Consider the following 11,443-nt stretch of genomic DNA (forward strand, 5'->3'; position numbering starts at 1 on the left):
GCCCGTCACGCCGGGCAGCCCCCAAACGCCGGCATAAAAGCGATCCCGCACGCGACGACGAAGTCGGCGCCAAAAAAACACAGCTTGGCGACCTAGTCACCCAACCCAGCAACAACTAAAGCGACCCAATCAACCGCTCAACCCGCTCATCAACAGACCTGAACGGGTCCTTGCACAACACAGTCCTTTGCGCCTGATCATTCAACTTCAAATGCACCCAGTCGACCGTAAAGTCCCGCCCAGCAGCCTGCGCCGCCGCAATAAAGTCCCCGCGCAACTTAGCCCGAGTAGTCTGCGGCGGCGTATCCTTCGCAGCCTCAATCTCCCCGTCATCAGTAACCCGCCGCACGAGCCCCTTCCGCTGCAGCAGGTCAAAAATCCCCCGCCCACGCCGAATGTCGTGATACGCGAGATCCAACTGCGCAACCCGCGGACTGGACAGATCGAGATCATGCTTAGCCCGATACCGCTCCACCAACCGATGCTTGATAGCCCAGTCGATCTCGGTATCGATCTTGCTGAAGTCCTGCTCCTCAACAGCCTCCAGCGCCCGCCCCCACAACTCCACAACCCGCTCATTCGCAGGCGTAGACCCGTTCTCCTTCAAATGCTGCACAGCCCGAGCGTGATACTCCCGCTGAATATCCAACGCGGACGCCTCCCGCCCGCCAGCCAACCGAACCTGCCGCCGCCCGGTCAGATCGTGACTGATCTCCCGAATAGCCCGAATCGGGTTGTCCAGCGTGAAGTCCCGGAACTGCACCCCCGCCTCGATCATCTCGAGCACGAGGTGCGCCGACCCGACCTTCAGCATCGTCGTCGGCTCGGCCATGTTGGAGTCGCCGACGATGACGTGCAGGCGCCGGTAGCGCTCGGCGTCGGCGTGGGGTTCGTCGCGGGTGTTGATGATCGGCCGGGACCGGGTGGTGGCGCTGGAGACGCCTTCCCAGATGTGCTCGGCGCGCTGGGAGAGGCAGTACACGGCGCCGCGCGGGGTCTGCAGGACCTTGCCCGCGCCGCAGATGAGCTGGCGGGTGACGAGGAAGGGCAGCAGGACGTCGGCGATCCGGGAGAATTCGCCTGCCCGGGTGACCAGGTAGTTCTCGTGGCAGCCGTAGGAGTTGCCCGCGGAGTCGGTGTTGTTCTTGAACAGGAAGATGTCGCCGCCGATGCCCTCGTCGGCGAGCCTGCGCTCGGCGTCCACGAGGAGGTCCTCGAGGATCCGCTCGCCTGCTTTGTCGTGCGTGACGAGCTGGGTCAGGTCGTCGCACTCGGCTGTCGCGTATTCAGGGTGCGAGCCCACGTCGAGGTAGAGCCTGGAGCCGTTGGACAGGAACACGTTGGACGAGCGTCCCCACGAGACGACCCGCCGGAAGAGATAGCGCGCGACCTCGTCGGGCGAGAGCCTGCGCTGGCCGTGAAAGGTGCACGTGACCCCGAACTCGGTCTCGATGCCAAAGATCCGCCGCTGCATCCCACCAGAGTAGGCGCTGGACCCCCGCGGAAGGTGCGCCGTTCGGGCGGCGACACGCGGTCGGTACGTTGCAAGTGGTGACAATGCGGCGGAAACCGGTCGCCGGGGCCGGTGGCGGGCCCGGCGCGGCCAGCGGAGGTGGACGAGAGTGTTCCAGCAGGTCGGCCGGGCATTCCGGCAGGTGGGGCGGCGGGATCGGGCGCTGATGCGGCGCAGTGCGGCACTGCCGCGCACGCGAGCCGACGACGTGGTGACCGCGTTGTCCCGAAGTGCGGACAAATCGCGGCTCTGGTGGGGCGTGGCGGCCGTGCTGGCGGTGCGGAAGGGCCCGGCGCGCCGCGGCGCGCTGCGCGGGATCGCCGCCATCGCGGGGGCGAGCGCCGCGGCGAATCTGGTCGCGAAGCCGTTGTTCCCGCGGCGGCGTCCGGCCGAGGAAGAGGTTCCCGGGCACCGTCAGCTGCGGAAACGGCCGACGTCGTCGTCGTTCCCGTCCGGGCATTCGGCTTCGGCGGCCGCGTTCGCGACCGCGGTGGCGATGGAGTCGCCGCGTGCCGGGCTCGCGCTGTTCCCGCTCGCCGGGGCGGTCGCGTACTCGCGGGTCCACACCGGGGTGCACTGGCCGAGCGACGTCGCGGCGGGGCTGGCGATCGGGACCGGGGTCGCGGTGCTGACCCGGCACTGGTGGCCGCTGCACCCGGACGCGCGCGCCCGCACCGCCCATTCGGCGCAAGCGCCGGAGATGCGCGACGGCGAGGACATGCTGGCGCTGGTGAACCCGCATTCGGGCGTCAACGGCCAGGACCCGACCGAGGACGTCCGCTACGCCTGGCCGAAGGCGTCGCTGATTTACCCGGACCCGTCTCGGGATCTGCGCGAGCAGCTCGCCGCCGAGATCGAAGCGCACGGTTCGGTCCGCGCGCTCGGCGTGGCGGGCGGGGACGGCACGGTCGCGGCGGTGGCGTCGGTCGCGGCCGAACGCGGGCTGCCGCTGGCGCTGATCCCGGCTGGGACGCTCAACCACTTCGCCCGCGACATCGGGGTCCGCTCGATGCCGGACGCGGACGAGGCGACCGAGGGCGGGCACGCGGTCGGCATCGATCTGGCCGAGGTCGAGATCGACGGGACCGGCGAGCCCGAGCACCGCTGGTTCGTCAACACCGCCAGCCTCGGCGGGTACCCGGAAATGGTGCGGCTGCGGGAGAAGCTGCAGTCCCGGTTCCCGAAGTGGCCGTCCGCGGCGATCGCGCTGGTGCGCGTCATGCGGCACGCGAAGCCGCTGCGGGTGCAGCTGAACGGGAAGCCGACGCAGGTGTGGCTGATCTTCGTCGGCAACGGCACGTACGCGCCGAAGGGGTTCGCGCCGTCGCGGCGCCCGGCGCTCGACACCGGCCTGCTCGACGTCCGGTACGTGCGGGCGGACGTGCGCTGGTCGCGGCTGCGGTTCGTGCTCGCGAGCCTCACCAACAGCCTGCACGCGAGCCACGTCTACCGGCAGCGGGACCTGCCGGAGCTGCACGTCCGGCTGCTCGACGGGAACCGCCGGGTCGCCACGGACGGCGAGGTCGGGCCGCTCGGGCGGGAGTTCCGGTTCCGGTCGCGGCCGAGCGCGCTGACCGTCTACCGCAACCCGGACAGCGCTTCCTGACGTCCTGCGCGTGACGGACGGCCGCGTTTTGCCCTAAGGTCCCTCCGGACGCGGTCGGGCGGGCACCGAGTTCTTCACCACTGTGCGCCCGGCGCTCCCGGCTCTGACCTGCGCGATTACCGTCCGCTCGCCGTCCGCGCACCAGCTCTTGACTATTTCTTTACCTTCTCTCAACGAATCCACAGCGAGCCGTCCCTAGCGTGATCTTCGAGGTGCGGACAGTCGTGTCCGCACCAGTTCACGGCAGGGGTCTACTCAGTGCGTTTTTCCACCCGCGGTCCGAGCTGCCCGTCCGCGGCGGGCCGCGGATGACGCGGCTGCTCCCGCAGGCTGTCGACCCGGTCCTGCCCCCGTCGGTCACCTCCCAGGCGAGGGACCTCGGGCCGCTCGAATCCCCGTTGGTGTGGCTCGCGTTCGCCGGGGCCGCCGCCGCGGTCCTCGCCGTCACCATCGCGCTCGCGCACCGCCGCCGCGCGCGCCGCTGGGGCATCAGCGGCGCGATCGCGCTGTTCCTGCTCGCCGCGGTCACCGCCGTGAACAGCTACGTCGGCTACGTCCGCACGCCCAGCGACCTCGGCAGGCTGCTGCAGCGCGGCTCCGGCGCGATGAACGTCGCGGGCACCCTGCTGCGCAGCACCAGCGACGATCCGGCCGAGGACTCGGACCCCAGCACCGCGAGCAGCTCCACCGGCGGGAACAGCGGCAGCTCCCCCACCGCCGCCCGCCCGGCGGCTCCGTCCAACGCCAACGGCAGCACCGAGGTGCTGAACGTGCCCGACCCGGCGCACGGCGTCGCGAACGGCGAGAACTACGTGATCCTCCCGGCCGGCTACCACGACCCGGCGAACGCGGCCAAGCGCTACCCGGTCGTCTACCTCATCCACGGCTACCCCTACGGCGGCCCGCGCGACTGGCTCACGTCCGGCTCCGCGCCGCAGACGCTGCAGAGCCTGGAGGACGCGCACGTGATCCAGCCGATGATCATCGTGAGCGTCGACCTCACCGCCAACCGGCCGAGCACCGACTGGGAATGCCTGAACGTCCCGGGCGGGCCGCAGCTGGAGACGTACCTCGCCAGCAGCATCGTGCCTTCGGTCGACCAGCATTACCGCACGGTCCCCGACCGCGGCCACCGCGCGCTCGGCGGCATGTCCGGCGGCGGCTTCGGCGCGCTGAACATCGGCCTGCACCACCTCGACGAATTCAGCACGCTGCTGATCTCCCTGCCCTACGACGACCTGAACGACTCCGTCGGCGTCCTGGGCGGCAACCAGGCCGCGATCGCGGCGAACACCCCGCGCCGCTACATCCCGACGATGCCGTTCCCGCAGAAGCTCGCCGTGATGCTCACTGTCGGCACCGGCGCGCCGACCGACGTCGCGACCGCGCACCGCATCGCCGGGTCGCTGCAGCGGCGCGGCCAGGAGGTCGTGGTGCACGCCGAACGCGGGTTCAACCACACCTGGCACACCGCGCGCGCGACGCTTCCGTACATGCTCGCCTTCGCCGATCAGAACTTCCGCGTCGCTCCTGCCGCCTCCTGAGCGGACTGTCCGGAAAAATATCTTCCGGGCCCTGTCCATCCGGGCGGGCGCCGTTCGTGGTGAGGTCAGTGCGGCACCACGGCCGCGCTGACCGACGAAGGAGCCCGACCATGAAGTACCTGCTGCTGATCCACGCTTCCGCGGCCACCGAGCAGGGCGGGGCGCCCGGCTGCGAGCCCGCCGACTGGATGGCCTACGACAAGGAAGTCCGGGACGCGGGGGTGTTCGTCAGCGGGGAGTCGCTCGCCGACCTCGTGACCGCGGCCAAGGTTCAGGTCGGCGCGGACGGCGAGCGTTCGATCACCACCGACGGGCCGTTCGCCGAAACCCGCGAGCTGCTGGGCGGGTTTTACGTGCTGGACGTGCCGGACCTCGACGCGGCGCTCGACTGGGCGGCCCGCTGCCCCGGTTCCCGCGACGGTTCGGTCGTGGTGCGCCCGATCGCCGATTTCGATGCCTGACGCGCGAGCGTCCGTGGCGGCCGTGTTCCGCGAGGAGCACGGCCGCCTGCTCGGCGCGCTCGTCCGCCGCTTCGGCGATCTCGACCTCGCCGAGGAGGTGGCCGCCGAAGCCGTGGAGGCCGCGCTGGTCCGCTGGCCCGTGGACGGCGTCCCGCCGAAACCCGGCGCGTGGCTGATGACGACCGCGCGCCGCAAGGCCGTCGACCGGCTCCGCCGGGACCAGGCGTACGCGGCGAAACTCGCTGTCCTGCAGGCGGAATCCGACCGCAGCGACCCTCCCCCGCTGCCCGGAGCCGACGGCGACCTTCCCGACGACCGGCTCCAGCTGTTCTTCACCTGCGCGCACCCCGCGCTGGCCGCCGAGGACCGGCTCGCGCTCACGCTGCGCTGTCTGGCCGGGCTCACGACGCCGGAGGTGGCGCGGGCGTTTCTGGTGCCGACCGCGACGATGGCGAAGCGGATCGTGCGGGCCAAGAACCGGATCCGCGACCACCGCATCCCGTTCCGCGTCCCGTCCGGCGACGAGCTGCGCTCCCGGCTTCCGGGAGTGCTGCAGGTGCTGTATTCGTTGTTCACCGAGGGCTACGCGGCCAGTTCCGGCCCGGACATCCAGCGTCCGGACCTGGCCGAGGAAGCCATCCGGCTGGCGCGGATCCTGCACCGGCTGCTGCCCGGCGAACGCGAAATCACCGGACTGGTTGCCCTTCTGCTGCTGGTCCACGCCCGCCGCGCTGCCCGCACCGGGCCGGACGGCGAGTTCGTCTTGCTGGAAGACCAGGACCGCACGTCCTGGGACGCGGCGCTGATCGACGAGGGCTGTGCGCTGGTGCCGGTCGCGCTCACGGGAGGGCCGCCCGGGCCGTACGGAGTGCAGTCGGCGATCGCCGCGCTCCACGCCGAAGCACCGGATGTCGCGAGCACCGATTGGCCGCAGATCGTCGCGCTGTACGACATCCTGCTGACGCTCGCCCCGACGCCGGTCGTCGCACTCAACCGCGCGGCCGCGGTGGCGATGCGCGACGGACCCGAAGCCGGGCTGAAACTCCTCGACGGCTTGGCCGATGAGCCTCGATTACAGGGCTACCACCCGTACGCGGCAGCTCGCGGCGACCTGCTGCACCGCCTCGGCCGTGACGACGAGGCAGCGGCGGCGTACCGGGAAGCGTTGGAGAGCGCGGGAACCGAGCCGGAGCGCGCGCATCTGCGTCAGCGGCTGGACGCTCTCTGACTCGGTGCCCACCGGCTGAGCACCGGGTCGACGAGCGTCGTCAACGGCCCGGACAGCGTTTGCCCGTGCTCCCGGAACAAATCGTCGCGCGAATCGAAGCGCCCGAGATCGACCAGGACGGTCGCGGACAGGTCGCATGCTCCGCCGACGTCGCAGGCGACCCCGTCCCAGTCGATCGCGGTGCGGGACACGGCGTCGAAGAGCGTTTCCCCGCTGTCATTGGAGAATCCCGGATTCGCCGCCAGCTCGATCAACGGACCGAACAACTCCCCCACCGGAACCCAGGCGTCCGCGATCCGGAACTCCGGCCACGCCACCACGACCCGCGACGGCACCAGGAACTTCAGCTCAGGGAACCGCGGATACCAGAACCGGCCGTCCACGACGAGACCGCGCACCCGCGTCGGAATCCCTTGCGCCCGCGCGACTCCTTCGAGAATCGCCAGCCGCTGACTGCACGAACCCCGCCCGCGCACCAGTGTCCGCGAGATCGGCTGCCGCTCCTGCACCGCGTACACCGGCCGCACCGACTCGGCGACCATCCGGTGCGCGGCCCGCAATCCGGCAAGCCGGCCCTCCGACGCGGTCTGCCGCACCAGGGACTGCACGAGCGGATCACGCCAGTCGAGAATCGCCGTCGGGATCACGCCGCCCTCAGCGGAACTGTCCCCGGCGGCACGACGACGCCACCACGGAGTCACCAGCGCACACGTCACCACGCCAGTATTGTCGAAAAACGACTGTGAGCCGCCGACATTCGCCGACGGCCCACAGTGCGTCACGTCATTCCTTCTCGCCCGAGTCCTTCTCCGAACCCTTGCCGGACTCGCCCTCGCCGGAGTCGTCCGGCTTCTCGGCGGGCTCCTCCTTCGCCGGCAGCAACGCCTCCAGCGCCGCCCCCGACAACCGCCGGAACGCCCGCCGCGGCTTCGCCCGGTCCAGCACCGCGACCTCGAGCTTGATCTCCGCCTCGGGCGCCGGACCGTTGCCGTTCGACGCCGCGGTCGCCCGCAACCCCTCGATCGCCGACGCCAGGGCCGTCCGCAGATCGTGCTCCGGATCCACCACGTCCTTCAGCTTCGCGCTGATCGTGTCCGTCTGGCCGCCCATCACCACGAACGGCGACTCGTCGAAAATCCCGCCGTCGAACGTCAACCGGTACAACTGGTCCTCGGCCGCGGTCGCCCCGACCTCCGCCAGGCACACCTCCACCTCGAACGGCTTCAGCTGCTCGGTGAAAATGCTGCCCAGCGTCGCCGCATAAGCGTTCGCCAGCGCCCGCGCGCTCACATCCCGCCGGTCGTACTGGTAGCCCTTCAGATCCGCGTGCCGGATCCCCGCCACCCGCAGATTCTCGAACTCCGAGAACCGGCCCACCGCGGCGAACCCGATCCGGTCATAGATCTCCGCCACCTTGTGCAAAGTCGCCGAAGTGTTCTCCGCGACGAACAGCACCCCGCCGGAATACTTCAGCACCACCACGCTCCGGCCCCGCGCGATCCCCTTGCGCGCCAGCTCGGAACGCTCCCGCATCAACTGCTCGGGAGAGGCATACAACGGCATCGTCACGGTGTCGGCTCCACGTTCTCCGAAAACTCGGCAGTCATTGATTCAGCGGACATCGGCGGCCTCAGACCGGCCGGTGGTGATTGCGCTCCGCGCGCCCGGCCACCACCGCCTCGGCCACCGCACCCGTCCGCTCCGCGGGCAGCACCACCGCGCCGTCCTCCGCGGTGATGGTGATGACGTTCGGGAAAATCCGCCGCACCAGATCCGGCCCGCCGCTCGCGGTGTCGTCGTCCGCCGCGTCGTACAACGCTTCCAGCGCCGTCCGCACTGCCGCGTCGGCATCCGCATCCGGGTCGTACAGCTTTTTCAGCGACGACTTCGCGAACAGCGAACCCGAACCGACGCTCGCGTACCCGGCGTACTCCTCGTACCGCCCGCCCGCCGCGTCGTACGACACGATCCGGCCCGCGTGCTTCGCGTCCTCGGCCTCCAGGTCGTACCCGACGAACAACGGCACGACCGCGAGGCCCGCCATCGCCATCTCCAGGTTCGCCTTCACCATCCCGGCCAGCTTGTTCGTCTTGCCGTCCAGCGACAGCGAAACGCCCTCGATCTTCTCGTAGTGCGCCAGCTCCACCGCGTACAGCCGGACCATCTCCACGGCCAGCCCCGCGGTCCCCGCGATGCCCACCGCCGAGTACTCGTCCGTGACGTGCACCTTCTCGATGTCCCGGCTCGCGATCAGATTCCCCGACGTCGCCCGCCGGTCACCGGCGATCAGCACCCCGCCGGCGAACGCGACCGCGACGATCGTGGTGCCGTGCGGCGCGTCCAGCTCGCCCGCGCCCGCGGGCACCCGCCGCGCGGGCAGCAGCTCCGGCGCGGTCGCGCGCACGAAATCCGCGAACGACGACGTCGCCGGCGAAAAGTAGGCCGACGGCAGTCCGGGCCCGGAAAAACCCGCCCCAGAGGAGGTGTTGTCCATACGTGCTCTCGGTTCCCATCTATCCCGTGCCCGGCAACGCCACCGGCAAACCTGCCCCCGGCGCCGCCGCGCGAAACCTCCGGCCCAGCGCGCCCGCCGCACCGCCCCGCATCCGGGACGGCCGCGACGGGCGGACGGCTACTCGCCGCCCTTCTGCACGTAAGCGCGGACGAAGTCCTCGGCGTTCTCCTCCAGCACGTCGTCGATCTCGTCGAGGATCGTGTCCACGTCCTCGCCGAGCTTCTCCCGCCGTTCCTGGCCCGCCCCGCCGGCGTCGTCGAACTCCTCGTCGGAATCGCCGCCGCCGTGCTTCTCGATCTTCTCCTGCGCCATCTCGCCTCCCGGTCTGGCCGATGTTCCCTAGCCTACCCAGCGGTACCGACGAAAAGGGCCTTCCAGCGGCCCGAAACGCCGGGATCGCGCTAGTCCGAACCGGTGATCGCCTCCACCAGCTCCTCCGCCGTCGCCGCCGCGTCCAGCAGCTTCCCGACGTGCGCCTTCGTCCCCCGCAACGGCTCCAGCGTCGGGATCCGCACCAGCGACTCCCGGCCCACGTCGAAAATCACCGAATCCCACGACGCCGCCGCGATCGACGACGCGTACTTCTCCAGCGCCCGGCCCCGGAAGTAGGCGCGCGTGTCCGACGGCGGATTCGTGATCGCCGCCTGCACCTCCTCCTCGGTGACCAGCCGCTTCATCGAACCCCGCGTGACCAGCCGGTTGTACAGGCCCTTGCCGAGCCGAACGTCCGAATACTGCAGGTCAACCAGCCGCAGCCGCGGCGCGCCCCACGCCAGCTGGTCCCGCTCCCGGTAGCCCTCCAGCAGCCGCAGCTTCGCCGGCCAGTCCAGCCGGTCCGCGCACTCCTGCGGATCCCGCGCCAGCGCGTCCAGGATCTCGCCCCACACCCGCAGCACTTCCTTCGACGCCTCGTCCGCGCCCGTGCGCTCGAGGTTCGCCGCAGCCAGCTCGTGGTAGGCGAACTGCAGGTCCAGCCCGGTGAACTTCTTCCCGTTCGCCAGCTCGACCTTCGTCTTCAGCGTCGGGTCGTGGCTGATCTTGTGCACCGCCCGCACCGGCTCGTCCAGCTTCAGGTCGTCGAACCGCACGCCGGCCTCGATCAGGTCCAGCACCAGCGCCGTCGTCCCGACCTTCAGATAGGTCGAGTACTCCGACAGGTTCGCGTCCCCGATGATCACGTGCAGCCGCCGGTACTTGTCCGCGTCCGCGTGCGGCTCGTCGCGCGTGTTGATGATCCCGCGCTTGAGCGTGGTCTCCAGCCCGACCTCGACCTCGATGTAGTCCGAGCGCTGCGAAAGCTGGAAACCCGCCTCTTCGCTCTGCTGCCCGATCCCGACCCGGCCGGACCCGCACATCACCTGCCGCGACGCGAAGAACGGCGTCAGCCCGCCGATCACCGCGGTGAACGGCGTGGACCGCTGCATCAGGTAGTTCTCGTGCGTGCCGTAGCTCGCGCCCTTGCCGTCGACGTTGTTCTTGTACAGCTGCAACGGCGGCTGCCCCGGCACGGTGGCCGCCTTCAGCGCGGCCTCCTCCATCACCCGCTCGCCCGCTTTGTCCCAGATGACCGCGTCCCGAGCGTTCGTGACCTCCGGCGCCGAGTACTCCGGATGCGCGTGGTCGACGTACAGCCGCGCACCGTTGGTGAGGATCACGTTCGCCGCGCCGAGGTCCTCGACGTCCGGGTCGTGCCCCGGACCGCCCGGCCCGGTCAGGTCGAACCCGCGCGCGTCGCGCAACGGCGACTCCACCTCGTAGTCCCAGCGCGCCCGGCGCGCCCTCGGGATGTCCGCAGCCGCGGCGTAGGCCAGCACCACCTGAGTCGAGGTGAGCACCGGGTTCGCCGTGGCGTCCCCGGGCACGGCGATGCCGTACTCGACTTCGGTTCCCATGATCCGACGCATGCCCACCACCCTACGGGTTAGACGCGTGCGACGATGCCCCCATGCCAGGCAGTGACGAACTCGTTGCCCTCTATGACGAGACCGGCCACGCAGTAGGCGAGGCCCTCCGCTCCCGAGTCCGCGCCGAAGGCCTCTGGCACGCCGCCGGAGTAGTCCTCGTCCGATCGGGCGACGGCCGCTCTGTCTACGTGCACCTCCGCACCCCAGACAAGGACGTCTTCCCCAACACCTGGGACTGCTGGGCAGGCGGAGTAGTAGCCGCGAACGAAACCCCCGCCGATTGCGCCCGCCGAGAACTAGCCGAAGAACTAGGCGTCCACGGAGTGGAACCGAAGCTGCTCTTCACCAAAATCTACGACAACGGCAAAATCCGCTGCCACAACTTCGCCTTCGAAGCCCGCTGGGACGGCCCCATCCACCTACAGCCAGAAGAAATCGCAGAAGGCCGCTGGATCCCGCTAGAAGACCTCCGCACCTGGGTCTTCGCCCCCGAGCCCGAGCCACCCTTCATCCCAGACGGCCGCGCAGGCATCCAAGAGTGGTTCCACCGCTACGGCTAACCACGAGCTTCTTTGAACGGGACCACCACGCGGCGCGCCGCGCGTGAGGACGTGCGCGATTTCCCCGGCGAAACCGGCGTGTCCGCGACGCACTTCGCCGTCGGCGACCACC

Annotated in this window: 11 protein-coding genes; 5 read left to right on the top strand and 6 right to left on the bottom strand. The window is 70.1% G+C overall.

Going from position 1 to position 11,443, the window contains the following annotated elements; translation table 11 throughout:
• Positions 1-115 precede the first annotated feature (115 nt).
• A complete protein-coding gene (gene pafA, locus ACWDNU_RS43575) occupies positions 116-1,474 on the bottom strand; it encodes a Pup--protein ligase (RefSeq protein WP_037806466.1) in 1,359 nt (452 codons plus the stop codon).
• Between the two features lie 205 nt (positions 1,475-1,679).
• Here pafA and ACWDNU_RS43580 point away from each other — a divergent pair, with 205 nt between their 5' ends.
• The 4 genes from ACWDNU_RS43580 (at position 1,680) to ACWDNU_RS43595 (ending at position 6,352) form a co-directional block, all read left to right on the top strand.
• Complete coding sequence (locus ACWDNU_RS43580) at positions 1,680-3,119, top strand: phosphatase PAP2 family protein (protein ID WP_449673173.1); 1,440 nt, start codon at positions 1,680-1,682, stop codon at positions 3,117-3,119.
• Positions 3,120-3,427: 308 nt separating this feature from the next.
• A complete protein-coding gene (locus ACWDNU_RS43585) occupies positions 3,428-4,663 on the top strand; it encodes an alpha/beta hydrolase (protein WP_449673166.1) in 1,236 nt (411 codons plus the stop codon).
• Between the two features lie 110 nt (positions 4,664-4,773).
• Complete coding sequence (locus tag ACWDNU_RS43590) at positions 4,774-5,124, top strand: YciI family protein (protein WP_449673167.1); 351 nt, start codon at positions 4,774-4,776, stop codon at positions 5,122-5,124.
• On the top strand, positions 5,117-6,352 hold the full coding sequence (locus ACWDNU_RS43595) for an RNA polymerase sigma factor (RefSeq protein ID WP_449673168.1): 1,236 nt from the start codon (positions 5,117-5,119) through the stop codon (positions 6,350-6,352). Before ACWDNU_RS43590 ends, ACWDNU_RS43595 begins: the two co-directional genes overlap by 8 nt.
• On the opposite strand, the gene ACWDNU_RS43600 is transcribed toward ACWDNU_RS43595, so the two are convergent.
• From ACWDNU_RS43600 to dop, 5 genes are all read right to left on the bottom strand, one after another.
• Positions 6,331-7,071, bottom strand: a complete 741-nt coding sequence (locus tag ACWDNU_RS43600; RefSeq protein ID WP_449673169.1) for a transglutaminase domain-containing protein — start codon at positions 7,069-7,071, stop codon at positions 6,331-6,333. The two genes, ACWDNU_RS43595 and ACWDNU_RS43600, sit on opposite strands and share 22 nt — an antisense overlap.
• Positions 7,072-7,135: 64 nt before the next feature.
• The gene (prcA, locus tag ACWDNU_RS43605) at positions 7,136-7,921 is read right to left on the bottom strand and encodes a proteasome subunit alpha (RefSeq protein ID WP_449673170.1); all 786 of its coding nucleotides are present in this window, start codon (positions 7,919-7,921) and stop codon (positions 7,136-7,138) included.
• A 61-nt stretch (positions 7,922-7,982) separates the two neighbouring features.
• Positions 7,983-8,846, bottom strand: a complete 864-nt coding sequence (gene prcB, locus ACWDNU_RS43610) for a proteasome subunit beta (protein ID WP_449673171.1) — start codon at positions 8,844-8,846, stop codon at positions 7,983-7,985.
• Positions 8,847-8,984: 138 nt separating this feature from the next.
• The gene (locus tag ACWDNU_RS43615; RefSeq protein ID WP_037806475.1) at positions 8,985-9,179 is read right to left on the bottom strand and encodes a ubiquitin-like protein Pup; all 195 of its coding nucleotides are present in this window, start codon (positions 9,177-9,179) and stop codon (positions 8,985-8,987) included.
• 89 nt (positions 9,180-9,268) lie between these two features.
• Positions 9,269-10,771 carry a depupylase/deamidase Dop gene (gene dop, locus ACWDNU_RS43620; RefSeq protein WP_182894703.1) on the bottom strand — a complete coding sequence of 501 codons (1,503 nt, stop codon included), beginning with the start codon at positions 10,769-10,771 and terminating at the stop codon, positions 9,269-9,271.
• Positions 10,772-10,812: 41 nt separating this feature from the next.
• Here dop and ACWDNU_RS43625 point away from each other — a divergent pair, with 41 nt between their 5' ends.
• A complete protein-coding gene (locus ACWDNU_RS43625; protein WP_449673172.1) occupies positions 10,813-11,331 on the top strand; it encodes an NUDIX hydrolase in 519 nt (172 codons plus the stop codon).
• Positions 11,332-11,443: the final 112 nt, after the last annotated feature.

It is taken from the genome of Amycolatopsis sp. NPDC003676, from assembly GCF_053587275.1.

What these genes read in the sequence shown, in the direction of transcription:
- pafA (WP_037806466.1), bottom strand. Translation starts at nt 1,474, where the DNA reads ATGCAGCGGCGGATCTTTGGCATCGAGACCGAGTTCGGGGTCACGTGC.
- ACWDNU_RS43580 (WP_449673173.1), top strand. Translation starts at nt 1,680, where the DNA reads ATGCGGCGCAGTGCGGCACTGCCGCGCACGCGAGCCGACGACGTGGTG.
- ACWDNU_RS43585 (WP_449673166.1), top strand. Translation starts at nt 3,428, where the DNA reads ATGACGCGGCTGCTCCCGCAGGCTGTCGACCCGGTCCTGCCCCCGTCG.
- ACWDNU_RS43590 (WP_449673167.1), top strand. Translation starts at nt 4,774, where the DNA reads ATGAAGTACCTGCTGCTGATCCACGCTTCCGCGGCCACCGAGCAGGGC.
- ACWDNU_RS43595 (WP_449673168.1), top strand. Translation starts at nt 5,117, where the DNA reads ATGCCTGACGCGCGAGCGTCCGTGGCGGCCGTGTTCCGCGAGGAGCAC.
- prcB (WP_449673171.1), bottom strand. Translation starts at nt 8,846, where the DNA reads ATGGACAACACCTCCTCTGGGGCGGGTTTTTCCGGGCCCGGACTGCCG.
- ACWDNU_RS43615 (WP_037806475.1), bottom strand. Translation starts at nt 9,179, where the DNA reads ATGGCGCAGGAGAAGATCGAGAAGCACGGCGGCGGCGATTCCGACGAG.
- dop (WP_182894703.1), bottom strand. Translation starts at nt 10,771, where the DNA reads ATGCGTCGGATCATGGGAACCGAAGTCGAGTACGGCATCGCCGTGCCC.
- ACWDNU_RS43625 (WP_449673172.1), top strand. Translation starts at nt 10,813, where the DNA reads ATGCCAGGCAGTGACGAACTCGTTGCCCTCTATGACGAGACCGGCCAC.